Raw genomic sequence first — 26,311 nt, forward strand, 5'->3', positions numbered from 1 at the left:
GGGCGGGCCTGCGCGGGATGCGGGAGCGGGCGGCGGCGCTCGGCGGCTCGTTCCGGGCCGGGCCGCGGCCGGGCGGCGGGTTCCGGGTGGAGGCCGTGCTGCCGATCGACGGCGAGGAGGAGCGGGCATGATCAGGGTGTTGCTGGCCGACGACCAGGCGCTGGTGCGGGCGGGTTTCCGGGCGCTGCTGGCCGCGCAGCCCGACATCGAGGTGGTCGGCGAGGCGGGCGACGGCGAGGCGGCCGTCGCGGACGCGCGGCGGCTGCGCCCGGACGTGATCCTCATGGACATCCGGATGCCCGGCCTGGACGGGCTGGAGGCGACCCGCCGGATCGCCTCCGACGAGCGCCTCACCGGCGTCCGGATCATCATCCTGACCACCTTCGAGCTGGACGAGTACGTGTTCGAGGCGGTGCGCGGCGGGGCCGCCGGGTTCCTGGTCAAGGACACCGAGCCGGTCGAGCTGATCCACGCGGTGCGGGTGGTGGCGAACGGCGACGCGCTGCTGTCCCCGAGCGTGACCCGGCGGCTGATCGCCGAGTTCGCCACCCGGACCCGTCCGGCCCATGTGTCGCCGAGGCTGAACGACCTGACCGACCGGGAACGCGAGGTGCTGGCGCTGGTCGGCGAGGGACTGTCCAACGAGCAGATCGCGGGCCGCCTGGTGGTGAGCCCGGCCACCGCGAAGACGCACGTCAGCCGCGCGATGGTGAAGCTCGGGGCGCGCGACCGGGCGCAGCTGGTGGTGCACGCCTACGAGTCCGGGCTCGTCCGGCCCGGCTGGCTCGCCTGAGGGGCCCGCAGGCCCTGCCCCCGCGGGAGATTCTCACTCTGCGACGTTCCTCTGTCGCTCAGCGTGCGGACGTGCGATGGTGAGGTCCGGGGGGTGACCGGCACGGGCCGAGCGGTGACTTCGGAGGGCTGGGCGTGGCCGACGTGACCAAGATCCTCGCGGTCGACGACAGGGCGGACAACCTGGTGGCGCTGCGGGCGGTGCTCGACGCGCTGCCCGTGGAGGTCGTCTGCGCGAACTCCGGCCGCGACGCGCTGCGGGCGCTGCTGGGCGAGGACTTCGGGCTGATCCTCATGGACCTGGTGATGCCCGGCATGGACGGGCTGGAGACCGCGCGGCACATCCGCAGCCGGCCGCGCACCCGGCACGTCCCGATCATCTTCCTCACCGCCAGCGGCGTCCCCGACCTGGCTCCCCGGATCTACGCCGCCGGCGCCGCCGACCTGCTGGGCAAGCCGTTCGACCCGTGGCTGCTGCGCGCGAAGGTCACCGCCTTCGTCGAACTCGACCGCCACCAGCGCGAACAGCTCCGCCAGGCCGCCGCCGCGCACCGCGTCCCCGAGCCGCGCAACGAACCGGCGTGCGGCGGTGTCCCGGCGGGGTGCGGTGGCGCGCGTCGGGACGCGGGGCGGGACGCGGGGCGTTCGGCCGGGCCGCCCGAGCGGCGGCTGCGGCTCGTGGACGCCCGGCTGCGCGAGATCGAGTCCCTGGCGGAGGAGCTGGAGCCGTCCGTGCCTCCGCTGTGCGCGCAGGTCCGCGCGCTGCGCCAGGCGTTCGATCCGCTGCTGCGCGAGGGCGTCGCGCCGCGGATCTGATCACTGCGAGTGATCGTTTTCGGGCGTCCCGAACCGCCCCTATTACACGATCATTCGAATACTTCCCAGCTCAGCGCGTTCAGGTTTTACCTTCGAATTTCGGCCTGGGGTTTGAGCAAGTAAGTACTTGAGGGTAACTTGCACGAAGTGTCACGGAGGTGACGTCCGTCACCGGTTGTCCCCGGATGACCGTTTCCCCACCCCCTCGTCCCCCAGGAGAGCACATGTCCGAGTCCCCCGAGACCGCGCTCGGCAAGGTCCGCTGGAAGCGTTTCGCCGCCCTCGCCGGGCCCGCCGTGGTGGGTGCGGGAGCGCTGGTCTTCATGACCGCGCAGGGCGCGCTGGCGTCCTCCTTCGCCGTCTCCGGCAGCAGCTTCAAGGTGCGCGCCGCGTCCCTCGACGGCACCGGGTTCGTCCAGTACGGCGGCGCCGACGGCGAGAAGAACGGCACCCACCACCTGGTCCAGATCTCCGGCATCAAGGACGCCAAGATCACCGACATGTGCCAGTCGGTGAAGGTCATGCCGGGCGTGGTGCTGCGGCTGACCGCGGGCGACGCCGGCAAGCCGGTCGAGGCGCACGACCTGACCCTGGACGTCGCGCAGCTCGACGCCGACGCCGTGTTCAGGAACATCGAGATCGGCCGCGACGCGTCCACCCTGGACAAGAACCCGGGCGCGCTCGGCCGCGCGGGCGCGGGCATGTTCGGCCAGCAGGCCGACGAGGTGCACCTGAAGAACGTCCGGCAGACCGCCTGGGCGACCACCGCCGGGACCTTCAAGCTGAACAACCTGTCGATGAAGCTCGGCAGCGAGTGCTTCTGAGGCGCGCATGAGCTCCCCGACTCCGCACGGATTCCGCCGCTGGCGGCGCACGCGTCCCTTCTGGGGCGGGCTGTTCGCCGTCCTCGGCGGCCTGGAGATCATCTCCATCCCGCTGGCCCCGATGCCGCTCGTCATCCACCAGGGCATGGCCGGGATCGCGAGCTGGCTGTTCGGCGCCCTGCTCGTGGTCGCGGGACTGCTGCTGTGGTTCCAGCCGGCGCAGCGCACCTTCTTCGGCGTGCTGGCCGTCCTGCTGTCGCTGGGCTCGTTCCTGACGTCCAACTTCGGCGGGTTCCTGGTCGGCATGCTGCTGGGGCTGCTGGGCGGGGCGCTCGGCTTCGCCTGGACGCCCGGCGTGAAGAAGCGCCGGGCGGACGCCCCACCGGCCGGATTCCCGGCCCCGGCGGTCACCACGGCCGCTCCTGACGTCCGCGTCGCCCCGATCAACCCGGCGGTCGCCCCCATGTCCCCGGGCACCCCGACGGCCGCGACCGGTCCGATGGGGGCGGGTGCCGCGCAGGCGCCGTCGCCCCTCGGTGGTCCGGGTGCGGCGGGGGCCGGGGCCGCGCCCCGGCCTGCGCAGGAGTCCCGTGGGAGGGGCGCCCATGCCGCTCCCCGGGGCGGACGCATCCTGGGCATCGCCCTGCCGATCGCGGCGGCCCCCGCGCTGCTCGGTGGGCACCTGCTCGGCGGGCAGCCGTTCGACGCGTCCCCGAGCACGTCTCCGGCGGCGTCGCCCAGCGCGTCCGCGTCGCCGAGCGCTTCGCCGAGCTCCGCCGCGTCCCCCGGCGCGTCCCCCACCGCCTCCCCCAGCGGTTCGCCGAGCGCGTCCCCGAGCCCGAGCGCGTCGCCCAGCGCGTCGCCGACGGCCAAGGTTAAGGAGAAGTCGGCGGGGACGGTCGCCGGGGCGTACAGCGACCTGTCCACGCTGCGCGCGAGTTCGCTGGCGATGACCGGGCTGAGCTACGACGGCGTCGCCGACCTGCAGACCGGCGCCGGGACGGTCAAGGCCCTGCGGTTCAGCATGGACAAGGCCGTGCTGAAGAACGTGAACCAGACCGTCCGGCACGGCGCGGTCGCGTCCGGGATGACGACGCCGCAGCTCACCCTGACCGGCGGCGTGGTGATGTACACGACGAAGATGTCGTCGAAGCTGCTCGGCGTCCCGCTGACGTTCAGCCCCGAGCACCCGCCGCCGCTGGTCCTGCCCCTCATGACCCTCACGGACGTCGTGTCGGAGCAGCCGGCCGTGTCCGCGCGGGACGCCCACGCCTCGGCGCTCTCCTCCGGCCAGAGCTGACCCGCCGGACGGAAGCCGCACGCACGTCGGCCGCACCCCCTGGGCGGGCGGTCAGTTGACCCGGAAGGTGGCGTACACCGTTCCGCGGATCTTCTGGCTGTCCGCCCAGCGCGCTTCCGGCGTCCGGAAGTACAGCGCGTACGGATGGCCCTTGAGCTGGACGAACCGGTCCACCACATGGAACCGGGAGCCCCGGACGAAGGTGAACTCCCAGTCCGCGGCCGGAACGCCCTGGTAGGTCAGGTTCAGGTTCAGGGAGGCCGGCCGGTAACCGGGCAGGCGCGCCGACCCGGGGGCCAGCGAGGCCTGCCTCCTCGCCTGCGCGCCCGGGGTGGCGGCGTCCATCGTCCAGGGCGAGAGGTCCACGAGCAGGAACGAGTTGCCGTCCGGGGACTGGATCTGCGGCGGGCCGTCCACGGACGCGGCCCAGTGCCAGTCCTCGGGCAGCGACACCCGGTACCCGTCCCGCGAGAACGTCTTGTAGCCGGCGCCCGCGTCGCTTCCCGAGACCTGCCGCCGGATCAGGAACGCCGCCGCCAGCACCGCGCCGACGACCAGCAGCACGATGACCGTCACCAGCACGGTGTTGCGGCGCCGTCCCTGCTGCGACGAGGACCGCGAGGACGGTGCGGAGTCCGGAGCCTGTGCGGAGTTCGAGGACCGCGCGGACGGCATGGACCCCGCCGGCCGCGAGGACGGTGACGACGGCGTCGAGACCCGCCTGTACGGCTCCCGCTCGATCGTCTCGGCGGCCGGGGAGTCGGGCGCGGTGGGCGGCTCGTCCGCCGCCGTCCGGGCCCGGGGGACGTAGGGCGTGTGCCGCCGCGGCGGGCGCGGATCGTGCCGGGGCGGCGCGGGCTCCTGCCGCAGCGACCCGCGGCGCAGCAGGTCGGCGGGGTCGGTGACGGTCTCGGACGGGCCGTCCAGGACGGTCCGGACGTCGTCGGCGACCGTCGTCCCGGCGTCGGCCTCGCGCCGGGCGGGGGTGGTCGCGGCGACGCGGGCGAGCAGCGGCTCGGCCTGCTCGGCGTTCATCCGGTGCATCGGCTGCCGGGCCAGCAACCCGTCCAGGACGGGACGCAGCGGCCCGCCGTTGCGCGGCGGCGGCACCGGCTCCAGCAGCGCCGCCTGCAGCGACGACATCGCGTCCGACCGCTCGTAGGGCGAGCGGCCCTCCAGCGCGGCGTACAGGGTCGCGCCGAGGGACCACAGGTCGGACGCCGGGACGGCCCGCGCGCCCTGCGCCCGCTCCGGCGGGATGTACGCGGGTGAGCCCATGACCAGCCCGGTCTGGGTCAGCGTCGCGTCACCCTCCATCTGCGCGATGCCGAAGTCGGTCAGCACGACCCGGCCGGAGTCGCAGAGCAGCACGTTCGACGGCTTCACGTCCCGGTGCAGGATGCCCTTGGAGTGCGCGTGCCGCAGCGCTCCGAGCATCTGCATCCCGATGTCGGCGACCCTGCGGTGCGGCAGCGGCCCTTCGCGGTCGAGCACGTCCTGCAGCGACGGCGCGAGGACGAGCTCCATCACGATCCACGGCCGCCCGTCCTCCTCGACGACGTCGTGGACCACGACCACCGCGGGATGGCTCAGCCGCGCCGAGGCCCGCGCCTCCCGCAGCGTCCGCTCGTACAGGACGTCCCGCTCGCCCTCGCTGAGCCCGGGCGGCAGCACGACCTCCTTGACCGCCACCTCGCGGTGGAGCGTGAGATCGCGGGCGCGCCAGACCGTGCCCATGCCGCCGCGGCCCACCACCGTGTCCAGCCGGTAGCGGCCCGCGAGCAGACGTCCCTCTCCCATGACCAAATGGTCCCCCGTCGGAGCAAATGCTGCAGTGTGGGACGCGCGCGGGCGTCCCCCGGTTCATTGGATCAGCTCTATCCGGCGCTTTCGAGCACTTGGGTGAGGGTGGGACGCATGGCGCCCCACTGCTGCTCGGGCGCGACGACGATGACCGCGAAGGGCTGCCCGTTCTTGCGGAACCCCCGGTCCAGGGCGTGCGTGCGCTCGCCGGAGCGCAGCCAGGTGAACTCCAGGTCGGCCGCCGGCTGCCCGTTCCTGGTCGTGGCCGACCGCAGGCCGATCTGGTAGAACTCGCTCAGGGCCTTGGCGGTGTTGGGGTCCAGCATCCACGACTTCCAGTGGTTCATGGGCGTGCCCGTCCAGACCCGGTCGTCCACCTGGACGTAGCCGTGCGTGACCGGGTCGACGAAGGTCCGGTCGTCCTGGCGCTTCCAGTGGTTCGGGACGGCGACGCGGAGGCCGCCGAGGCGCTCGAACCGCATTCCCGCGGGCGGCCGGTTCGGCTTGATCCCCCCGCCCGACGGCTTCGGGTGCTCCTTCGAGGGCGCGGAGCCGCTCGGCGACGGCTGGCTGTCGTACGGGCCCGCGGCGGCGTCGTTCGAGCGTCCGAAGGCGTAGTAGAGCCCGCTCCCGGCGATCACCAGGGCCGCCACGACCCCGACCGCGCCGAGGACGATCCTGCCGCCGTTCCCGCGCTGGGAAGCCGCCACCGTGTGCGGCCCGCCGGACGAGGACACCGTGTGGTTCCCGCCGGCCGGGAGCGCCGAGTGGGTTCCCCCAGCCCCGGCCATCCCGTGGTTCCCGCCGGGCGGCACCTGCCCGTGGGCTCCGCCGGGCGGCACCGAGCTGCGGGTCCCGCCGGGCGGAATCGAGCCGTGGGCTCCGCCGGACAGGTCGGGAGCGTAGGTTCCGCCGGGCGGGGCGGACGCGTGCACCGCGGCCTCACCGGGTGCCGGAGCCGTGACGTGCCGGGTCGCCGGCTCGGTCCACACGGGCGGGACCGCGACCTGCGCGGCCGCCGGAGCCCCCGACGCGACCCGGCCGAGCTCCTGCTCGACCTGGTCGATGCTCGGACGGCGCGCGGGGTCGCGGTCGAGCATCGCGGTCAGCACGCGCGTCAGCGCGCCCGCCCGCCGCGGCGGCGGGGCGTCCATCGTCATGATCGCGGCGAGCACGGCCATGGCGTCGCTGCGGTGGTGCGGCGCCTGGCCCTCGACGGCGGTGTACAGCGTCGCGCCGAGCGCCCACACGTCCGACGACGGGCCCACGGCCTCGGCCTTGACCCGCTCGGGCGCCATGTAGGCGGGCGAGCCCATGACCATGCCGGTCCGGGTGAGCGTGGCGTCGCCGGACAGCTGGGCGATGCCGAAGTCGGTGAGGACGGCCCGTCCGTCGTCGGTGACCAGCACGTTCGCGGGTTTCACGTCCCGGTGCAGGATGCCGAGGGCGTGCGCGGCCCGCAGCGCCGAGGCGAGCTGGCGGCCGAGCGCGGCGACGCGCTGCGGCGGCTGCGGCCCCTCCTGGTCCACCACGTCCTGCAGCGACCGGGACGGGACGAGCTCCATGACCAGCCACGGCCGGTCGTCGTGCACCACCACGTCGTGCACGGTCACCACGCCGGGGTGCCCGAGCCGGGCCGAGGCCCGCGCCTCGCGCATCATCCGCGCGTGCGCGGTGCTCCGCTCCTCGTCGGTGAGCGACGGGTGCAGCCGGATCTCCTTGATCGCGACCTCGCGGTCCAGCGTCTGGTCGGTGGCCCGCCAGACCGTCCCCATCCCGCCCCTGCCCAGCACCGACAGCAGCCGGTAGCGGCCAGCGAGGGGGACGTCGGTCCCCGGTCCCGTCACTTCACCCTCCGCCATGAGCAGCGACTTTACCGACAACGCATAACGGACAGGCGAACGAGCCGCATATTCCGCCCCTCCGGAAGCGGCTCAGGGGGTCCGTCACTTCTCGGAAGTGAACCCCGCGTAGACCGGCTGGAGGTCCGAGAGGGTCTTCGACCACTGGCTGTCGGGCGCGTAGAGGACGATGGCGTAGCCGTGGCCCTTCATCACGAAGCCCCGGTTCAGGGCGTGGACGCGGCCGTCGCGGCCGTCGAACGTCCACTCCCAGTCGGCGGCGCGCTCCCCGCTCGGGTCGCTCACGGGCTTGCCGCTGCGCACCGGCTGGATGCCGATGAGGGTGTAGCCCTTGAAGACGTGCTTGCGGGCGGGTTCGAGGTCCTTCCAGTCCTGGAGCGCGCTGGTGTTGGCCTCCTCGGCCCGGTCGACCTGGATGTAGGTCCTGCGGTCCGGCGAGTAGAAGAACCATCCGCCGCCGCCGTCCCGGTGCTCCGGCTTGCTCCAGTCCTCCGGGATCGGCAGGGAGTAGCCCTGCGGGTCCTTGTAGACGCGGAAGCCGGCCGGGACGGCCGGGGAGGCGGGCGGGGCGCTGGCCGACGTCGTCTGCGCCGGGGTGGAGGGGGCCGTCGTCGGGGCCGTCCTCGAAGCCGTCTTCTGCGGCCGGCTCGACTGGACGGCGGAAGGCTTGGCGGCGCCGCCGTTGTCGTGCGTGGCGCCCCACACGATGCCGGCGATGGCCAGGACGATCACCACGACCATCGCGGCGACGAGCAGCAGGCGGCGGGACGAGACGCCGCCGACCGTCGGGGGAAGCTGCGGGAGCTGCGGCCTGGTGGTGGGACGGTCCGGCGAGGGGACGGTCCCGGCGGACTCGGCCGCGCGGGCGCGGTCGGGCTCGGCCGGGGCCTGCTCCGGGCCGGGCCGGGTGGCCTCGGGGAACTCGACGGCGATGGTGCGCTGGGTGTCGACCGTGGGGGCGCGGACGATGTCGTCCAGCAGGCGGCCCGCCTCGATCGCGTCCATCCGCTCGTCGGGGTTCTTGCGCAGCAGGCCCTGGATGACCGGGGTCAGCGGGCCGGAGCGGGTCGGCGGGTCGGGCTCCTCGGAGATCACCGCGACCAGCGCGGCCATCGGCTCGGGGCGCTCGAACGGCGAGCGGCCCTCGACCATCGCGTACATCGTGACGCCGAGCGACCACAGGTCGGAGGCGGGGCCGGCGGTGCGGCCCCGGGCGCGCTCGGGCGCGATGTAGGCCGGGGACCCCATGACCAGGCCGGTCTGGGTGAGGGTGGCGTCGCCCGCGGCGGTGGCGATGCCGAAGTCGGTGAGGACGGCCCGGTCGCCGCCCGCGAGCAGCACGTTGGACGGCTTGACGTCCCGGTGCAGCACGCCCGCGTCGTGCGCGGCGTGCAGCGCGGCGAGCATCTGGCGGCCGATGTCGGCGGCGCGCTTGGGCGGGAGGGCGCCCTCCTGCTTGATCACCTGGTCCAGCGAGCGCGCGTGGATGAGCTCCATGACGATCCAGGGGCGGCCGTCCTCCTCCACGACGTCGTAGACGGTGACGACGCCGGGGTGGCCGAGCCGGGCGGCGGTGCGCGCCTCCCGGAACGTCCGCTTGTACTGGACGGTCCGCTCCTCGTCGGTGAGGCCGTGCGGGAGGATGACCTCCTTCACCGCCACGTCCCGGCCGAGCACCTCGTCATGGGCCTGCCAGACCGTTCCCATGCCACCACGACCGACCTGGGTCACCAGGCGGTAGCGATGGGCGAGCAACCGCTCCCCGGTGGTCTCCTGTGGCATATCCGCGACCATATCGACTTTTGATGACAATCTTGGACCCGGCCCGCGAACGAACCTTCTCTCCGGCGGGTCATACCCGCCGGGAGCGCGATGATCCGCCCCTGTCCGCGGACCGCCGTGCGTCACCCTATCCAGTAGACATAACAGTCAGACCGGATGGGATGGTCACTATCGTCGGCGGTGGGCGTGAGCAGGGCGTCACCCGGTACAAATATCCCAAGATTCGACAGTCCTGACGGGAGAACCATGGCGGCAACAGGCGAAACGGGGAGCCTGCGCACCGGTTGGCGAAGACTCATGGAAGCGGCGCCCACCGTCTTCTTCTGGTACACCCGGCTCTCCGGGATCGTGTCCATCCTCTCCTGGCTGTCCTCGGACCTCATCGTCCGACTCGCCGACATCTGGGCACTGCGGTGGCTGTACTACCTGGCGGTCTTCCCCAGCATCCCCTGGGGCCTGCTGTTCATCCTGCTGTCGATGGGCATCCGGCGGCGCAAGAAGGCCGCCTGGCGGCTGCTGGTGCTGCTGTTCGGGCTGTACACCGCGTTCTCGGTGGCGTTCCTGCTGCACACGGTGCTGGACCCGAGCCAGCCGACGGCCGTCGGGGAGGTCGTCACCACCGGTGCGTACGGGCTCGTCCTCACCATGGCGCTCGCGTCCCGCGGCCAGTTCACCTCGCTGCCCGACCGGGCCAACCGGCGGCTGGCGGCCGTGGTCTTCTCCGTCCTGCTGGTGCTGAGCGGCGGCATCGGCACGTTCCTGGTCACCGTCACCGACCAGGACAAGGCCGGCAGCTTCTGGTCGCACCCCTGGTACGTGGCGCTGCAGACCGTCCTCGGCGCGGGCATCACCGGCGAGCCGATCGACGTCCGGGTGCCCGGCTGGGTGGACGTGATCATCGGCGTGCTCGGCACCGGCCTGCTGATCGTCACCATGTGGGCGCTGTTCCGGCCAGGCCGGCGCGACGCGGTGCTCAGCCCCGAGGAGGAGCTCTCCGCGCGCGGCCTGCTCGCCGAGTACGGCGACCAGGACTCGCTCGGTTACTTCGCGCTGCGCCGCGACAAGGACTTCATCGCCGCGCCGAACGGCCGCGCCGGGATCGCCTACCGGGTCGAGGGCTCGGTCTCGCTGGCCAGCGGCGACCCGCTCGGCGACCCCGAGTCGTGGGACCAGGCGATCGAGGCGTGGCTGAACGAGTGCCGCACGCACTCCTGGATCCCGGGGGCGGTCAGCGTCGGGGAGCGCGCCGCCCACATCTACGCCCGGCACGGCTTCGACGCCCTGGAACTGGGCGACGAGGCGATCCTGGACCTCACCGACTTCAACCTGGACGGCCGGGAGATGCGGCAGGTCCGGCAGGCCGTGCACCGGGTGGAACGTGCCGGGTACACCGTCCGCATCCGGCGCCACTCGCAGATCCCGGACTGGGAGATGGCCAAGCTGATCCGCAGCGCGGACGCCTGGCGCGGCGAGGCCACCGAGCGCGGCTTCTCGATGGCCCTCGGCCGCCTCGGCGACCCGACCGACGGACGCTGCGTCATGGTCGAGGCGTTCGACTCCAAGGGCGAGCTGCGCGGCCTGCTCTCGTTCGTCCCGTGGGGACGGACCGGGCTCTCGCTCGACCTCATGCGCCGCGACCGGGCCGCCGAGAACGGCCTGAACGAGTACATGGTCGCCAAGCTCGCCGAGCGCGCCGCGGCGGTCGGCGCGCAGCAGCTCTCGCTGAACTTCGCCATGCTGCGGTCGGCGTTCGAGCGCGGCTCGCAGATCGGCGCCGGGCCGATCGCGCGGTTCTACTACAAGCTGCTGTCGTTCGCGTCCCGGTTCTGGCAACTGGAGTCGCTGTACCTGTCCAACTCCAAGTACCTGCCGCACTGGCGGCCACGGTTCATCTGCTACCAGCAGTCCCGCGACCTCGTCCGGCTCGGCCTGGCGTACGCGCGCGCCGAGGGGTTCGTCCCGTCGCTGAACCGGATCAAGCTGGAGCGGGCCGCCAACCGCGTCCCGACGCCGGAGCTGGTCGCCAAGATCGCCGAGATCGAGGAGGCGGCGGAGGCCCGCCGCGCCCCGCAGCGGCGGCTGTCGGAGCAGGAGCGGGTGCGGCACGCCAAGCTCGCCGAGATCCGCGCGGCCGGGATGGAGCCCTACCCGCTCGGCTTCGAGCGGACCGACTACGTCGGCGACGTCCTCGCCGCGCACCCCGGCCTCGCGCCGGACACCCGCACCGGACGGCGCGTCGCCGTCGCCGGACGCGTCGTCCTCGCCCGCGAGCACGGCCGGCTGGTGTTCGTCCGGCTGCGCGACGAGACGGGCGACATCCAGGTCATGCTGACCGCCGACGAGCTCGGCGCCGAACCGCTCGCGCAGTGGAAGAAGCTGATCGACCTCGGTGACCAGGTGGGCGTGACCGGCGAGGTCGTCACGTCCCGGCGCGGCGAGCTGTCGGTGCTCGCGTCGGAGTGGAAGCTGACGGCCAAGTGCCTGCGCCCGCTGCCGAACAAGCGGACGGGCCTGTCCGACCCGGAGGCGCGCGTCCGGCAGCGGTACGTCGACTTCATCGTCAACGACGAGTCGCGCAGGATGCTGCGGATGCGCGGCGACGCGGTGGCCGCCGTCCGGGACACGCTCCGCGAGGGCGGGTACCTGGAGGTCGAGACGCCGATGCTCCAGCCGATCCACGGCGGCGCGACGGCCCGTCCGTTCACCACCCGCATCAACGCCTACAACATGCAGCTCTACTTGCGGATCGCGCCCGAGCTCTACCTGAAGCGGCTGCTGGTCGGCGGCGTCGGCAAGGTCTTCGAGCTGAACCGCAACTTCCGCAACGAGGGCGTGGACGCCACGCACAACCCCGAGTTCACGATGCTGGAGGCGTACGAGCCGTACGGGAACTACGACACGATGGCCGTCCTCACCCGCGACCTGGTCGTGAACGCGGCGCGCGCCGCGACGGGCGGGACGGTCGTGGTGCGCGACGGCGTCGAGCACGACCTCGGCGAGCCGTGGAAGGAGATCACCGTCTACGGCTCGGTGTCGGAGGCCCTCGGCGAGGAGGTCACGCCGGACACACCGCTGCCGGCCGTCCGGGCGCTCGCGGACCGGATCAAGCTCGGCTACGCGCCGGAGTGGGGGCAGGGGCGGCTCGTCCAGGAGCTGTTCGAGGAGCTGGTCGAGGGCGAGCTGATGTTCCCGACCTTCGTCCGCGACTACCCGGCCGAGACCTCGCCGCTGACCCGCCCGCACCGCAAGGACCCGCGGCTCGCCGAGAAGTGGGACCTGATCGTCTTCGGGCTGGAGCTGGGCACCGCCTACTCCGAGCTCATCGACCCGATCCTGCAGCGGCGGAGGCTCACCGAGCAGTCGCTCCAGGCCGCCGGCGGCGACCCCGAGGCGATGGAGCTGGACGAGGACTTCCTGCGCGCCCTGGAGTACGCCATGCCCCCGGCGGGCGGCATGGGCATGGGCATCGACCGGCTGCTGATCACCCTCACCGGACGGTCGATCCGCGAGACCGTCCCGTTCCCGCTCGTCCGTCCAGGACTGTAACCGGACGCCGCGGACACGCCGGGCGCCGGACGCCGGACGCGCCGGACGTCGGACGCGCCGGACGGCTGGAGGCCCCGGCCTGGGATGTGGTTTCCCGGGCCGGGGCCTTCCCGTGCTGTCAGAGGAAGCGCCTGGGGGCGGGTTCGAGGCCGTGGTCGGCGAGCCACCGCCGGGCCCTGCCGCGTTGCCGCTCCTCCCGGAACAGGCTCCACGCGAACTCCAGCCGCGTGCCCGCGAGCACTTCTTTGTAGGCGTGGACGTCGCGCATCGGGGCCGGGGTGTTCGGCTCAATGTCGGCGAAGTCGTGCATGTCGTCGTCGGCGGACGCGGCGGCCTCGGCGGCCTCGGCGTACACGGCCTGAAGGCGGCGGCCGTGGTCCTGCTCGGCGTGCTCGTGGAGGTCGTGTAGCTCGTCCTCGTCGAGGAGGTCGCCGGTGCGGAGGTCGAGGAACGTCACCGGGCCGCCCTCCGCGAGCGCGTAGGCCAGCGCGCCGAGATCGACGGGGACCGGCTCGCGGAGCGGTGGGTGGGCGCGGGGCGGGGCGCCGAGCGCGTCGCGGAGGGTGTCGGCCAGCAGGTCGTCCCCGGCGGCGTCGCGGCCCTCCAGGGCCTCCAGGCACTTGCGGGCGAGCGCCTCGACGTCGTCCCGGCGAAGCCCGCCGGACGCGTCCCGCCCGCCTCCCGCGTCGGCCTGGTTCAGGGCGTCCGCGAGGAGGTCGCCCGCGAACTGCAGGACGGGCGCGAGCGGACGGTTCCGGAGCACGGCGAAACCGGCGGCCCCGTCCCTCCGGAAGGCCGCCGCGCGCAGTTCGACCAGCGCGTCCGCGTCCCAACTCGCCACAGACCCCAGCCCCGTCCTCCAGCGGAATGCGGTCGTGGCGCACCCTACGGCACACCTCCGACGCTTCGCCCCCGAACACGTCCGCAGCCGCAGGCGAACGTGTCCGCGGGGGCAGGAGGCCGTCACCACACGTGCGGGATCAGGCGGGCGCGGGTGCGGGCGAACTCCCGGTAGGCGTCGCCCAGTTCCTCGGACAGGACGCGCTCCTCCACCCGGATGCGGATGAGCATCGCGACCGACACCCCCACCAGGAAGATCGCGAGCGCCACGATGTTCCCGAAGCTCAGCGCGATCCCGACGAAGATCAGCATCAGCCCGGTGTAGGACGGGTGCCGGACGTACCGGTACGGACCGCCCGAGACCACGCGATGCCCCTCCTGGACGTGCACGCTGGACCGGAAGAACCTCCCCAGCGTCGCGATGGCCCAGAACCGCACCGCCAGCCCGGCCAGCATGATCGCGGTGGCGGCCAGGAACACGCCCGTGCCGAGATGCCACTCCACCACGGGGACCAGGTCGCCGACCTCGATCCCGACGACCGCGCCGCCCACGCCGAACAGGACGAAGGTCCAGAGCGTGCCGTGCTCGCTCACGCGGACCGTCCCGGCCTTCCTCGCCTCCCGGATCCGCAGGCCGATCTCGCCGGCCACCCAGAGGACCAGCATCGCGTCGAAAACCCAGACACCCATGTCCGCCACCGCCGTCTCCCCTGGTCCGGCGCCCCTCCGATACCCTGTACTCACCGACGGTAGCCGGAAGGACGCACACCGGTCATCGGAGGAGAGGTGGAACCGCACATCTCCACCCGAGCCAACACCGCCGTCCACCCGCACACCCGCTGCGGCGGTCGGCCGGGAAGGCAGGGACACGAGCGCAATGGACACCGCCTGTCCTCCCGACCACGCGAGGTGGCCCGCGGCGCAGCGTCCAAGACCGTAACCGCGCCGCGCACTCCCACGCACGCGGGGGTGGTCCTCGCCCGAGACGCGGTCGGACTCGAAGTTATGCGCACTCCCCGCGCACACGGGGATGGTCCCGGCTGGGACGCGCGTGTAGGGGCCCCACGCTCGGCGCGGCGTTCGGACCACGGGTCGAGAGCGCGGCGTTCGGAGCACGGCGTTGGCAGCGCACGGTTGGCAGCGCACCGTTCCGAGCGCACCGTTGGCAGCGCACCGTTCCGAGCGCACCGTTGGCAGCGCGGCGTTCGGGGCGGGACGCCTGAGACATGCGCGCGGAAGCGCACGCCCATGCTGCGAGAGGGGTCAGTCGTCGTCTTGATGGCGGGCCATGACGATGGCGATCACGTAGGGGGCCAGGAGTTGCGCGACGGCCTCGGCGGCGCGGTCGGCCTCGCGGCAGGGGGCCAGCCAGACGCCCGTCCCCGAGCGGAACCAGCCCGCGTCGATCACCACGCTGTCGCCGACGCAGGAACTCACCGGTGACAGCACACGGATCAGCGGCCGCTCCCCCTCGTAGCGGCGCACCACCTGCCAACCGAGGCCGTTCAGGCGGTGCCGCAGGCGCTCCATCCGCCGCCGCTCGCGCCGCGCGGCGCTGCTTCTCATGACCGCCTCCGTCGGACGGGCTCCTCGACGCCCCGACACCGAGACGCCTCCCTCAGCAGTCATCACCGCCCCACCGACACGCGCCCAGCACGAGGCCCGGCACAGCCGCCCACGCGTCTTGGCACGCGCCAAGTCTGTGACGTGGCACGGTCCCGGACGCGCCGGGCACGTGGTCTGGCACGGTCCTGCACGCGTCCGGTTCGCGTCCGTCCGGCGGTGACCTGCCGGGCGGTTCCCGGTCCCCTGCGCGGCGTCTGCTTCCGGCGGCGCGGCAGGGTTCCGGAGCCCCGCGCGACGGCGGACGCCGCCGGATTGGACGGCCCGATGACCCTAACCGGGGCAGTGTGGCGGACCGGCTCCCCGGTAGGCGGCCCGATCCCGAAGCTCGGCATGGGAGCAGGAAGCCGCCAATCCCCTCTTGTCCGGACGAGTCGGAGCACGCTTTGTCGTGCCTTGACCGTCAGCCCCGAACGCTCCCGGCTCCCGCCTCCGCGTCGGAACGGGTTTCGGCCACGTTTTCGGGCCGGGTCTCGATACCCGTCTCACGTCCCGTCGCGCCGACGGTGTGCGGGGCGGGCTCGCCGGCAGTCCGTTCGGCGCCTGCATCAGCGGTATCGACGACGGTCTGTTTGGCGCTCGCATCGGCGGGCTGGACGGCGGTCTGCTCGACGCCCGCTCCGGCGGGCTCGACGTCCCCTCCGGCAGGCTTGACGTCCGCGTTGGTGGTCTGCTCGTTCTTCGTCTCGGGGGATTGCTGGACGGTCTGGACGTCCGTCTGCGGGTCGTGTTCAGGGGCGGGCGTTGGTCGCGGGCGCCAGGGGAGGAAGAAGGCCGTTCCGGCCAGGGCGACGCCCGCTGTCGCGACCGCCGTCCCGGCGTCCGTCGCGGCGGCGAGGACGGCCCACAGGAGCGTCGCCGCCGCGATGCCGACCTGTCCGCCGATCTTCCACGCGGTGAGGACGCGCGCGGTCGTCCGCTCGCCGGAGAGCTGGAGGCGGAGCGTCGCGAAGGCGGGGTTGAAGATCGCGGAGCCGACGATGAGGTCGAGCTGCGCCACCATGAAGACCAGCAGTCCGGACGGCCCGGGCCCGACGAACGCCAGGCCGAGGACCCCCGGAAGGCGCAGCACGCCCGCGCCGAGCAGGACGGCCCGCGACCCGAACCGCGCCACCAGCGGACGCGACACCCGCGCGCCGAGGAGCCCGCCGAGGCACGGCACGCCGATGCCGATGCCGTACTCCAGCGGCGAGAAGCCGAGGTCCCCCATCATCCGGAAGGTCATCAGCGGCGCGACCGCCATGATCAGCGCGCCGGTCAGGACGGTGTGCGCGAACAGCAGGCGCAGGTCGCGGCTGGCGGCGATCACCCGCCAGCCCGCGGCGGTCTCCGCGCGCCGGGACGTCCCGGCGGGGCGTTCGGGCGGCGCTGGCTCCGGCCGCCGGATCCGCCGGATGGCGAGCGCGGAGCCGAGGAAGCTCAGCGCGTTCGGCACGACCGTGGCGACCGGCCCGAACAGCCCGATCAGCGCGCCGCCCGCCGGCGGTCCGACCGCCGTGGACAGCCAGTTCACCGACTCGAAGCCGCCGTTGGCGTCGCCGAGCCGTCCGGCCGGGACGAGCGCCTTGAGGTGCGAGCCGGACGCGCCGACGAACACGATGTTCGCGACCGCCACGACGACCGCGACGACCAGCAGGTGCGCGTAGGTGAGCGCGTCCAGGAGGTACGCGGCGGGGACGGTCGCGAGCGCCCCGAACCGCACCAGGTCCGCGTTCACCATCAGGGCGCGCTTCGGCCGGTACTCCACCCACGGGCCGAGCGGGACGGCCAGCAGCGCCGCCGCCGCGCCGCCCGCGACCGCGATCAGCGACACCCGCGCCGCGTCCACGTGCAGCGCGAGGACGGCGATCATCGGGAACGCGTCGAGCGCGAGCCAGGTGCCGAGGGCACTGACGGCGTAGGCGCGCCACAGCCATGCGAAATCCCGTCCGAGGGACAACCGGAAAGCCACAGCCGGGATCCAACACCCACGCCGACCTGCACTCAAACAACCGTCCGGGCCCGTCCCACAACCTGGGGTTGTACGCCGAGGTCACCCCAGCGGGGGCGGGGCGCCTTGGCGCGCGGGGGCGGGGCGCCTCGGCGCGCCGGGTCAGACTCGGGCGTCCCAGTCGATGTGGAACGTGTGGACGGGGGCGAACATCTGCTCCGGCGTCGGGAAGGACGGCTTGTCGCCCGCCTTTCCGGCCTTGGCCTTGTTGCTGTTCTGCGCGGCGCCGGTGATGGCCTCGACGCGCGGACGGCGCAGGGCCTCGTAGGCGGCGAACGCCTCGGCGGCGGTCGGCCGGTCGCGCAGGCACCGGGCGAGTTCGACGGCGCTCTCGGCCGCCAGCGACGCGCCCTGCCCGGAGCTGGACGACGGCGCGTGCACGGCGTCCCCGAGCAGGACGATCCGGTCGGTGTGCCAGGTCGGGACGCTCGGCATGAACTCCATCGGCCCGACGGCCATGAGGTCCTCGGGGGCGGTGCGTCCGATGAGGGCCTCGCCGGGGACGTGGCCGGTGTAGAGCTCGCGCAGCCGCGCCAGCCAGTCCTCGTTCGGCACCGCGCGGACCTCGGCGGACGTCAGCGGCTCCTCGCGCGGCAGGCTGCCGAACCAGACGACGCGTCCGTCCGGGAGCGCCCAGAAGCCGAGGAACGTGCGGCCGAACGCGAAGTGCATCATGCCGGGGCGGGCGGCGACGTCGGGACCGTCGGCCGCGATGCCGCCGAAGCTGAGCACTCCGCCGTATCCGGGGGCGGGCGCGGCGGGGTCGATCAGCGTGCGGACGGTGGACCGGATGCCGTCCGCGCCGACGAGGATGTCCGCGGTCGCGGTGGTCCCGTCGGAGAACTCGGCGGTCACCCCGTCCGCGCTCTCGACCACGTTGACCAGGCTCTTCCCGTACCGGACGGGCACGCCCGAGGCCACCGCGTGGTCGCCGAGCGCGCGGAACAGGTCGGCGCGGCGCAGGGCGAGCGTCTCGGGCAGGCCGGGGAATCCGTGGAAGTCGGTGAGGACGCGTCCCGTGCCGTCCTGCATGACGACGCCGGGGACGGGCTGGCCGACCTCGCGGACCGCCTTGTCCGCGCCGGCGTGGGCGAGGGCGGCGAGGCCGTTCGGCGCGATGCTGAGCATGGCCCCGACGCCGTCGGCGGCCTCGGGACGCGCTTCGTAGACGGTCGCCTCGACGCCGGCCTTGGCGAGCGCGAGGGCGGCGACGGGTCCGGCGATGCCGCCGCCGATGACCAGAGCGGTGCGAACCGCGGTGTTGTTCGTCATGGCCCGATAGTCGCACTGAAACTAGTGTTGTGTCAACTAGTTGCTCCTGACTATCCTGGGCGCATGGCCGTACGAAGTTCACCGCTCGGGCTGACCGTCCTCGCCCTGCTGCTGTACAAGCCGCTGCATCCGTACGGGATGCAGCGGCTGATCAAGGACTGGGGCAAGGACCAGGTCGTCAACGTCGGCCAGCGGACGAGCCTCTACCGGACGATCGACCGCCTCACCGAGGGCGGCCTGATCCGGGTGCGCGCGACCGAGCGCGACCAGGCGTACCCGGAGCGCACCGTCTACGAGATCACCGACGAGGGCCGCGCCACCGCGCGCGCCTGGCTGGACGAGATGCTCGCGACCCCGCGCCGCGACTACCCCGAGTTCCCCGCCGCGCTGTCGAACCTGCTGATGATCGCGCCGGCGGAGGCGCTGTCCGCGCTCGAACGGCGCGCCGCGAAGGTGGACGGGCTGCTGGCCGAACACGACCGCGTCCTCGCCCGCAACGCCCGCGAGAACCTGGACCGGGTCGCCGGGCTGGAGACCGAGTACGCGCGCGCGGTGACCGCCGCCGAACACGCCTGGCTCCGCGGAGTCATCGACGACCTCCGCTCCGGCACCCTCACCTGGACCGGCGCGACCCCCTGACGCCGCCCTCCCCGCGCGCGAGACGCAACGCCGGGCTTGTGGTCGAGCCGCTGCGTTGGGCCCCCGCCCTCCCCGCGCGCGAGACGCAACGTCCTACCCAGGCGGACGCCATCGCTCCGCGCGGGAGGCCACGTGGGCACAACAGCACGCCACCGCGTCATAGCCCGTGGCACGACGGCGCAGCCGCGCGGCGCGGCGTTATTGCGGCTGGGGTTCGGAGCTATAGCCGTCCGGCGAGTTCCCAGAAGGCGGTCATCAGGGGCGGCGGGGCCGGGCTTCCCATCTCGACCTGCGTGAACAGCACCGCGACCGAGTCGGAGGACGGGTCGATCTGCGCGGTCGTGCCGCTGCCGCCCGTCCACCAGTAGCGTCCGGGCCGGTGTGCCGGTTCGTCGGCGTTCACGTCCACGGCCCCGCCGAACCCCCAGCCCTGTCCGAGCAGGAACAGCCGGACGGCGTCGCGTTGGGCGGCGGTCGTGTGGTCGCTGGTCATGAGCGCGACGGACGCCGGGGACAGCAGGCGGCGGCCGTCCGGGGCCGTGCCGCCGTCGAGCAGCATCCGGCCGAACGCGGCCCAGTCGTCCACGGTCGAGACCAGGCCGCCCGCCCCCGACGGGAAGGCGGGCGGCGCGCTCCACTGGCCGTCCGGGACGTCGTGCAGTTCGAGGGCGCCGTCCTGCCCGCGCCCGTAGGACGGGCCGAAGCGGTGCCGCTTCTCCTCCGGCACCCAGAAACCGGTGTCGGCCATGCCCAGCGGCTCGAAGACGCGCTCGGCGAGGAACACGTCCAGCGGTCGTCCGGCGACGCGGGCGATGAGCACGCCCAGGATGTCGGAGCTGGCGTGGTACAGCCATGCCTCTCCCGGATGGTTCACCATCGGGATGCTCGCGAGGGACGCCATCCACTCGTCCGGCCCGGGCGCGAGGCGCGGTTCCAGGACGAAGCGCTGGAACCGCTCGGCGAACAGCGCCACCGCCGGGAGCGAGAAGTCGGCGGGGTAGCCGTAGCCGGAGCGGAACGTGAGCAGGTCGTCCAGCGTGATCGGGCGCCTCGCCGGGACGACGTCGTCCACAGGGCTGTGCGGAGTGCGGACGACGCTGGGCGCGGCCAGCTCCGGCAGCCACTCGCGGACGGCGTCGTCCAGCGCGATCCGGCCGTCCTCGACGAGCGTCATCGCCGCCGCCGCCGTGATCGGCTTGGTGAGGGACGCGATGCGGAAGATCGTGTCCCGCGCCATCGGCCGTCCGCCTTCCGGGGACGTGCTTCCGACGGCCGCGACCTCGGTCTTCGGGCCTTGCGCGATCAGCCCCACCGCTCCCGGGACGGCGGAGTTATCCACAGCCCGGGCGAGCAGTTCGGCGAGCCCGTCCTCCCCTGTCATCGTGTTCATGGGAGGTGAGACCGAACCGATCATCCGAACTCATCGCGACACGCGACCGCCGACCTCGATCAGTCCGTCCGCGAGCGGCCTGGTGAAGATCTGCGAGCCGCGTCCCTGGGTCACCAGGAGCGGCCGTCCGAGCTCGGCCGTGAGCAGCAGCGCGGCGGCGCCCGTCGCCTCGTCCTCGTCGATCCCGTCCGACCGTCCCGGGAAGCCCCGGGCCCGAATCCCCTGGAAGGAGGCTTCGGCCGACTCGTCCGTCCGCGCCCAGGCGTAGATCCACTCGCCGGGCGGCGGCACCTCCAACGCGTCCACCTCGCCGGACGACGCATACTCGCGCAGCGTCCTCGGCGGCGCCCACTCGGCGCGCGCCGCGACCCACGTGACGTCACCGTCCCGGCGCACCGAGACCGTCCCGGCCGCCGTCACCAGCGACGACACGCCCACCAGCCATGCCGTCCCGACACACGGATGCCCGGCGAACGGCAGCCGCGTCGTCGGCGTGTAGATGTCGATCACGCCCCGGGCGGCGTCGTCCACGAACACCGTCTCGCTGAACCCCAGCTCCCCCGCGACCGCCTGCCGTTCCTCGCGCGAGGCCGCCGCCGCGCCGTCCCGCACCACGCCGAGCCGGTTCCCGAACCGCCCGTCCGCGCCGCAGAACACCCGCACCACCTCAAAGTCGATCACGCCCGGAGTCAACCACGCTCATGCAACGCATACCGAATCCGCACCTCCACCAGCCCGGTCTCGTCCGGCGGGCAGGCCAGCAACCGCGTGGCCCGCGCCACCACGTCGTCCTCCGAAAGCCCCGGATCCGCCCGCAGCAACCGCTCGACGAGTATCCGCAGGTCGTCCCGCGCGTAACTCACGATCGACCGCCCAGGCTCGATCCGGACCGCCGGCACTCCGGCGCCACCCCCCGACGGCGCCCCGCCGGCCTGCCGCCCCTCACCCCGCTCCTGCGGAGCGTCCTCTCGCTGCTCAGGACGGGCTCCGGAAGCAGCTTCCCCCTGCGCGGCGTCACGCTCCCCAGAGGCAGCCTCACGCCGCGCATGAGCACCACCATGCGGACGCCCCGCTACGTCCTCAACCCCAGACGCCCGCCCGGCACCCGAATGAGCCCCAGACCGCCGTCCAGCGAAACCCGACTCCCCCGTCCCAGCGGCCTCGGGCTCCTTCGGAGCGGACTCACGCCGCGCATGCGCACCACCGCCGCCACCATCCCGCGCAGCGTCCTCGGCCGGGTGCGCCTGAGCACCCTCCGCACGCTCCACCGCCTCGACATCGCCGACCGGGCGTGCAGACGCACCGTGGCGCGCGTCCGCCTCCTCATCGGGATGCGGACGGGCCTCTTCTCGTCCCACGGGTCCGTGTTGCGGGCGTCCAGAGGCCGTGCTCGCAGTAGCGTGCGCCGCCTGGCCTGGGGCTTGGCCCGCAGACGCCGCATCGTCCTCATCCGCCGCGTCTTGCGCGCGCGAGGAGTGCGCGGGGACGACAGGTCCCTGACACTCGTCGAGAGGTACGGCGTCCTCGGTTCCGTCTGTGGGCGACGCGGCGGGCTCAGAGGGCGCGGGGTGGCCGGCGTCCCCGCGCGCCTGGCCGCCTACCGGACGTTCGGGCTGCTCAGCCTCAGCCGGAAGCGAGGCTCCGACTTCAGCAGAAGCCCGAGACGACGGCTCACGCCTTCGGACATCGCTCTCAGCTCGCGCGGACGACGCATGCGGCGCAGCACTTTCACCTCGCTCCGTTTCGTCATGGGACACGGTTGGCGCGTCATCCCGCGTCTGTGCAGAGTCCGGGCCAACACGCTGGTCAGGACGCGAGGAGCCTTCCTCTTTCGCGGGCGCTTCGTTCGACGCCGGGTGCTGCGGCGAAGCGACGTCCGTCCGCTCGCGGTTCAGACGGACGGTGGACGCAGAGTTCTCTCCCGTCTCGCCGTCGGACGCCTGAGTCTCACGGCGGTGTTCATGCTCAGCACCTTCCCCGGGACCATCCGCGCGCGGGACCGCGCTCCTCCCCTCGTCCTCGCCCACACGGCCGCGCCCCATGTCTTCGGGGCCCTCAGGTGCCGAAGTCAGGGCTGCCTCATCACCGGACGCTGATTCCTGGGCGTGAGTGGTGCCCCCATCCCGCGTGCCGGTCTCGAGCTGCGCCGGAACACCTTCCTCAGCCGCAGAGCCCTCACCGCGCGGTGGCCCGTCGTGTGACGTGGCGTCCTCACCGCGCTCTGGAGCCTGCGAAGCGTAAGGGTTTTTACCGTGGTGAGCTGCCGCACCTTGCGGCTTCTCGACCGGGGTGGACTGCTCGGCGCGCGCCGTCACGTCCGTCCGCGTGACCTCAAGGTCTTTTGGTTCCTCATCACGGGAAGGCTCCTGCATCCGCCCGGGAGCAGGATCACCAGCGGGGTGGTCCGGCGCGTCTGCCCTGCCTCTGGAGTCCCCGGAGCCAGTCTCCTGCGCGCGCTGGCCCGCCTGCGCTTGTTCACGCTCCGACGCGTACCGCAAGAGCCGCGCCTGGGCGCTTTCGCGCGCCCTTTCCAAGGCTCTCGCGGATTCGCCTCGCCAAGTGGGCGCACCTACGTGCGCGCGTTCACCTTCCGGCGTGGGCGCGCCCGCCTGGGAGTGCTCGCCTTCCCGCGTGGCCTCGCCCACCTGGAGGCGTTCACCCTCCCGCATGGGCGCGCCTACCTGGGAATGGTCGCCTTCCCGCGTGGCCTCGCCCATTCGCGGGCGTCCGTCCACGTGCGCGGGCCGTGCATCCTGCGGGTGCTCGCTTTGCGCTGGCTCGGGGGTTTGTGCGGGGCCTTCCTGCTGCGTCTTGGCGGGGTGGGCGCGGTGGACGGGTGGGCTCGGCCAGGGGTGGGCGGGCGGCCACTGCCGGGTTGGCTGAGCTGGCCGCGCGTCCACTTGATCCTGTGTGGGGATGTGGCCGGGTGCGGGCTCCGCCCTTTGGGCATGGGTGGGGTCTTGCCGAGGCTGCTCCTGCTCGGGGGCGGAGGGATCGGTGGACGCGTGATGCCGCGTGGGTGCGGGGGCGGAAGGCTCGGCGGAAGCTTGGTGCCGGGTGGGCGTGGGTGCTGAGGGCTCGGCGGGCGCGTGGCGCTGGATGGGCGTGGACGGCTCGGCGGAAGCTTGGTGCCGGGCAGGCGCGGACGGCTCGGCGGGAGTGTGGTGGTGCTTGGGAGTGGCGGGCTGAGACTGGGCGGGGTTGGGGGTGCGGGGGGACGACGTGGCTTCTTGGGGAGTCCGCGTTGGGCGTGGGGTGTTGGGGTCGGAGGCTTCCAGGGCCCTGGAGAGGAGGGCCTTGTAGAGGGGGGTGGTGGGGGCCAGAGCGTCGTGGAGGTCTTGCGGGAGGGGCGGGCGGGGTGCGTCCAGGGGCGGGAGGTCCGGGCCCGGACGGCCCAGGAGGATCACCCGGGGGGTGTACCAGAGGAGGAAGAGGGCTTCGGGGCCCGCGTCGTGGACGTTGTCGAGGATGATCGCGTCCAGCGAGTCGGGGACCGGGGGGATCGCGGCGGGGACGTCCCACAGGGGGACGGCGTCGGGGTCGGTCTCGCGGGCGGCGGTCCAGGCGGACGCCCAGGTGCGGGGCAGGGTGGAGAACGCGGAGGGGTCGGCGGTCATGCGGGCAGCGAGGTCGGGGTGGACGGCGTGCAGGCGGGCGAGGAGCGCGTCGCGGCGGGTCCGGATGCGGTGGGCCTCGGCGAGGGCGTGCAGGGCGCGGGTGTAGGCGTCCGGGTCGCGGGCATCGAGGGCGGCGCGCACGTCGGTGAGGGACGGGTCGATGGCGTCGCGCAGGTGGGTGAGGGCGGCGGTGGCGCGGTCGGCTTCGGCGGCGAGGTGCGCGGCGGCGAGGCCGACCGTCAGGCCGTGCCACTGGAGCGGGTGGGTCACCGGGATGCCGAGTTCGGACACCTCGGCGACGACCGGGGCGAGGATGCGGACGCGGGCCAGGCGGGCGTGGGCGTCGGCGAAGCGGGCGGCGCGGTCGGCGAGCGGGAGGTCGGTGCGGAAGGGGACGCCCGCCGCGTCCCAGGCGTAGTGCAGGTCCTGGCAGGCGATCTCCGCCGTGAGGTGGGTGAGGACGATCTCCAGCAGCGGCAGGGAGGTCGGCGGCTGGCCGTCCACGGTGACGGTGGCGAGGAGCGGTTCGGCCTTGCGCTGCGCGGCCGAGCGCATCGGGCCGCGCTTGAGGGTGCCGCCGGTGAGCAGGTGGGCGCGGAGCTCGTGGGCGGCGTCGGCGAGGTCGCGGGCGGACGCGTCCGGCGGGAGGACGACGCGGCGGCCCCGCAGGGAGCGGGCGGCGCGGTGGGCGCGGTCGGCCTGGACGGACATCTCGGCGACGCGGTCCCAGACGGCGGGGCGGCGGCGGGCGAGGAGGTCGGCGAACGCGCGCGCGGCGGGGTCGGCGGACGGCCAGCGCGACGGGTGCGCGCCGAGGCCGAGCTCGTTGAGGATGCCGTCCACCTGCCCGACGCGTCCGGTCAGGCGGGTGAGGACGGCCGGGTCGAACTGGCGCAGGCGGCGCGCGACCTCCCCGGACGCCTCCGGCGGGACGGCACGCTCGACGTTCACCAGGGCGAGGATCCGGTTCGGGTCGGGCAGCGCGGCGGTGTCGGCCGGGGGCGCGAGGGTGCGCCGGGAGAGCAGGCGCAGGAGTTCGGCGACCTCGCCCTCGGTGAGCGGCGGCGTCCGGGGCAGGTCCGGGCGCGGCGGGATCCCGCCGGTGTCGGTGTCCGGGCGGACGACCAGGACGCGCCGGCCCTGCGCGGTCATCCCGGCGAGCAGTCCGGCGGCGGCGTTCGGCTTCGGATCGGGGACGTGCAGGACGCGCAGGTCGGCGGCGAGGAACCGCACCAGGCCGTCCGGCGGCGGCTCGCCCAGCCGGGAGATCAGCAGGTCGTAGTAGGCGGCGAGGCCGGTGCTGCGCGCTCGCCGCCGGACGGCCAGCGCGGGCGCGAGCCGGACCGCCGGGATCTCCCCCGGCTGCCCGCCCGGCGCCCAGTCGTCGCGGTACACGGCCGCCGGCCCGTCGTCGGCGGCGAAGGCCGCGGCGCACCATTTGCGCAGGACGTCCGAGACCGAGGCGCGCAGCGCGAAGCCCTGGCCCGCCTGGACGGCGTCCCAGACCCAGGCGGCGCGGCCGGGTTCGTAGCCGGGGACCCCGCCGAGCAGTTCGTGGTCGAGCGGCGTCGTGGGGCCGGCGAGGACGACGTCGACGCGCTCGGTCCGGTCGTCCACGACGATCTCGACGGGCGTGGACAGCAGGTGGCCGCGCACCGGCGGCCCGTCCGGCGGACGCCAGGACAGCAGGCCGGTGACGAGCACCAGGTCCTGGTCGGCGAGGTCGCGCAGCGCCCGGTACCAGTGCCGCATGGCGAGCCACGCGTCGAACTCGACCGGCACGGACGGCGGCCGGAGCGGGATCAGCGGCACGCTGAACAGCACCTGCCCCGGCCCGGCCTCCGCCTCGACGAACACCTCGGCGGGCAACTCCGACAACCAGTGAACCGCCGCCCCACCCTGCGCCGCGCCCCCACCGCCGGGCCCGCCCGTCTGGTGGCCCCCGGACGTCCGCGCCATCGTCGCGTGACCGCCGGAAGCGCGCCCGGAAGCGCCGGCCTGGCCGCTCCCCGCTGCGAACTCGTCCGCCTGGTCGGCGGCCCCGGTTCCGTGACCGCCGGGCGCGCCCGCCGGGTAGCCGCCCGACGTCCGCGCCTGCATCGCGTAACCGCCGGGCCCCCGCTCAGACGCACCGGTCCGGCCGGTCGCCCCCGCCGACTCGGCCGCCGAGCCGGCGGCCCCGGTTCCGTGACCGCCGGGCGCGCCCGCCGGGTAG

17 protein-coding genes are annotated in these 26,311 nt (G+C 73.7%); 6 read left to right on the forward strand and 11 right to left on the reverse strand.

Annotation, left to right across the window (positions count from 1 at the left end; all coding sequences use genetic code 11):
* Positions 1 to 127 precede the first annotated feature (127 nt).
* The 4 genes from DZF91_RS20195 to DZF91_RS20210 all read left to right on the forward strand — a co-directional run bounded on the left by DZF91_RS20195 (position 128) and on the right by DZF91_RS20210 (position 3,732).
* Entirely contained in the window at positions 128 to 793 is a 666-nt protein-coding gene (locus tag DZF91_RS20195; protein ID WP_117359021.1) for a response regulator transcription factor, read from the forward strand.
* A 134-nt stretch (positions 794 to 927) separates the two neighbouring features.
* On the forward strand, positions 928 to 1,608 hold the full coding sequence (locus tag DZF91_RS20200) for a response regulator (protein ID WP_117359022.1): 681 nt from the start codon (positions 928 to 930) through the stop codon (positions 1,606 to 1,608).
* 224 nt (positions 1,609 to 1,832) lie between these two features.
* Positions 1,833 to 2,432 (forward strand): DUF6230 family protein, encoded by a 600-nt coding sequence (locus DZF91_RS20205; protein WP_117359023.1) that lies wholly within the window; start codon positions 1,833 to 1,835, stop codon positions 2,430 to 2,432.
* Positions 2,433 to 2,439: 7 nt separating this feature from the next.
* Positions 2,440 to 3,732 (forward strand): DUF6114 domain-containing protein, encoded by a 1,293-nt coding sequence (locus DZF91_RS20210; protein WP_117359024.1) that lies wholly within the window; start codon positions 2,440 to 2,442, stop codon positions 3,730 to 3,732.
* A 51-nt stretch (positions 3,733 to 3,783) separates the two neighbouring features.
* Here DZF91_RS20210 and DZF91_RS20215 read toward each other — a convergent pair whose 3' ends face one another.
* From DZF91_RS20215 to DZF91_RS20225, 3 genes are all read right to left on the reverse strand, one after another.
* Positions 3,784 to 5,532, reverse strand: a complete 1,749-nt coding sequence (locus DZF91_RS20215; RefSeq protein ID WP_117359025.1) for a serine/threonine-protein kinase — start codon at positions 5,530 to 5,532, stop codon at positions 3,784 to 3,786.
* Between the two features lie 77 nt (positions 5,533 to 5,609).
* The gene (locus DZF91_RS20220) at positions 5,610 to 7,397 is read right to left on the reverse strand and encodes a serine/threonine-protein kinase (protein ID WP_117359026.1); all 1,788 of its coding nucleotides are present in this window, start codon (positions 7,395 to 7,397) and stop codon (positions 5,610 to 5,612) included.
* 84 nt (positions 7,398 to 7,481) lie between these two features.
* Positions 7,482 to 9,179, reverse strand: a complete 1,698-nt coding sequence (locus DZF91_RS20225; protein WP_235834431.1) for a serine/threonine-protein kinase — start codon at positions 9,177 to 9,179, stop codon at positions 7,482 to 7,484.
* Between the two features lie 297 nt (positions 9,180 to 9,476).
* Between DZF91_RS20225 and lysX the strand changes: the two genes are divergently transcribed.
* A complete protein-coding gene (lysX, locus tag DZF91_RS20230) occupies positions 9,477 to 12,725 on the forward strand; it encodes a bifunctional lysylphosphatidylglycerol synthetase/lysine--tRNA ligase LysX (protein ID WP_235834432.1) in 3,249 nt (1,082 codons plus the stop codon).
* 118 nt (positions 12,726 to 12,843) lie between these two features.
* On the opposite strand, the gene DZF91_RS20235 is transcribed toward lysX, so the two are convergent.
* The 5 genes from DZF91_RS20235 to DZF91_RS20255 all read right to left on the reverse strand — a co-directional run bounded on the left by DZF91_RS20235 (position 12,844) and on the right by DZF91_RS20255 (position 18,450).
* Positions 12,844 to 13,566, reverse strand: a complete 723-nt coding sequence (locus tag DZF91_RS20235) for a hypothetical protein (protein ID WP_117359029.1) — start codon at positions 13,564 to 13,566, stop codon at positions 12,844 to 12,846.
* 122 nt (positions 13,567 to 13,688) lie between these two features.
* Positions 13,689 to 14,255 (reverse strand): methyltransferase family protein, encoded by a 567-nt coding sequence (locus tag DZF91_RS20240; protein WP_147341230.1) that lies wholly within the window; start codon positions 14,253 to 14,255, stop codon positions 13,689 to 13,691.
* A gap of 573 nt (positions 14,256 to 14,828) precedes the next feature.
* Positions 14,829 to 15,131 (reverse strand): hypothetical protein, encoded by a 303-nt coding sequence (locus tag DZF91_RS20245; protein WP_117359031.1) that lies wholly within the window; start codon positions 15,129 to 15,131, stop codon positions 14,829 to 14,831.
* A 460-nt stretch (positions 15,132 to 15,591) separates the two neighbouring features.
* Positions 15,592 to 17,139: an MFS transporter gene (locus tag DZF91_RS20250; RefSeq protein ID WP_117359032.1), complete on the reverse strand. Its 1,548-nt coding sequence runs from the start codon at positions 17,137 to 17,139 to the stop codon at positions 15,592 to 15,594.
* Positions 17,140 to 17,280: 141 nt separating this feature from the next.
* A complete protein-coding gene (locus tag DZF91_RS20255; protein WP_117359033.1) occupies positions 17,281 to 18,450 on the reverse strand; it encodes an FAD-dependent monooxygenase in 1,170 nt (389 codons plus the stop codon).
* 63 nt (positions 18,451 to 18,513) lie between these two features.
* On the opposite strand from DZF91_RS20255, the gene DZF91_RS20260 reads away from it, so the two are divergent.
* Positions 18,514 to 19,089 (forward strand): PadR family transcriptional regulator, encoded by a 576-nt coding sequence (locus DZF91_RS20260; RefSeq protein ID WP_117359034.1) that lies wholly within the window; start codon positions 18,514 to 18,516, stop codon positions 19,087 to 19,089.
* A gap of 220 nt (positions 19,090 to 19,309) precedes the next feature.
* On the opposite strand, the gene DZF91_RS20265 is transcribed toward DZF91_RS20260, so the two are convergent.
* From DZF91_RS20265 to DZF91_RS20275, 3 genes are read right to left on the reverse strand one after another with little or no spacing between them, the layout of a single operon-like run.
* Positions 19,310 to 20,470: a serine hydrolase domain-containing protein gene (locus DZF91_RS20265; RefSeq protein ID WP_199486750.1), complete on the reverse strand. Its 1,161-nt coding sequence runs from the start codon at positions 20,468 to 20,470 to the stop codon at positions 19,310 to 19,312.
* 39 nt (positions 20,471 to 20,509) lie between these two features.
* Entirely contained in the window at positions 20,510 to 21,160 is a 651-nt protein-coding gene (locus tag DZF91_RS20270) for a PhzF family phenazine biosynthesis protein (RefSeq protein WP_117359036.1), read from the reverse strand.
* 8 nt (positions 21,161 to 21,168) lie between these two features.
* A complete protein-coding gene (locus tag DZF91_RS20275; protein WP_117359037.1) occupies positions 21,169 to 26,196 on the reverse strand; it encodes a hypothetical protein in 5,028 nt (1,675 codons plus the stop codon).
* Positions 26,197 to 26,311: the final 115 nt, after the last annotated feature.

Source organism: Actinomadura logoneensis, assembly GCF_003428695.1.
Classification (GTDB): domain Bacteria; phylum Actinomycetota; class Actinomycetes; order Streptosporangiales; family Streptosporangiaceae; genus Spirillospora; species Spirillospora logoneensis.

Coding starts and splice junctions, on each gene's coding strand:
- DZF91_RS20195 (WP_117359021.1), top strand. CDS start 128: ATGATCAGGGTGTTGCTGGCCGACGACCAGGCGCTGGTGCGGGCGGGT.
- DZF91_RS20205 (WP_117359023.1), top strand. CDS start 1,833: ATGTCCGAGTCCCCCGAGACCGCGCTCGGCAAGGTCCGCTGGAAGCGT.
- DZF91_RS20210 (WP_117359024.1), top strand. CDS start 2,440: ATGAGCTCCCCGACTCCGCACGGATTCCGCCGCTGGCGGCGCACGCGT.
- DZF91_RS20215 (WP_117359025.1), bottom strand. CDS start 5,532: ATGGGAGAGGGACGTCTGCTCGCGGGCCGCTACCGGCTGGACACGGTG.
- DZF91_RS20220 (WP_117359026.1), bottom strand. CDS start 7,397: ATGGCGGAGGGTGAAGTGACGGGACCGGGGACCGACGTCCCCCTCGCT.
- DZF91_RS20225 (WP_235834431.1), bottom strand. CDS start 9,179: ATGCCACAGGAGACCACCGGGGAGCGGTTGCTCGCCCATCGCTACCGC.
- lysX (WP_235834432.1), top strand. CDS start 9,477: ATGGAAGCGGCGCCCACCGTCTTCTTCTGGTACACCCGGCTCTCCGGG.
- DZF91_RS20240 (WP_147341230.1), bottom strand. CDS start 14,255: ATGGGTGTCTGGGTTTTCGACGCGATGCTGGTCCTCTGGGTGGCCGGC.
- DZF91_RS20245 (WP_117359031.1), bottom strand. CDS start 15,131: ATGAGAAGCAGCGCCGCGCGGCGCGAGCGGCGGCGGATGGAGCGCCTG.
- DZF91_RS20255 (WP_117359033.1), bottom strand. CDS start 18,450: ATGACGAACAACACCGCGGTTCGCACCGCTCTGGTCATCGGCGGCGGC.
- DZF91_RS20260 (WP_117359034.1), top strand. CDS start 18,514: ATGGCCGTACGAAGTTCACCGCTCGGGCTGACCGTCCTCGCCCTGCTG.
- DZF91_RS20265 (WP_199486750.1), bottom strand. CDS start 20,470: ATGACAGGGGAGGACGGGCTCGCCGAACTGCTCGCCCGGGCTGTGGAT.
- DZF91_RS20275 (WP_117359037.1), bottom strand. CDS start 26,196: ATGCAGGCGCGGACGTCGGGCGGCTACCCGGCGGGCGCGCCCGGCGGT.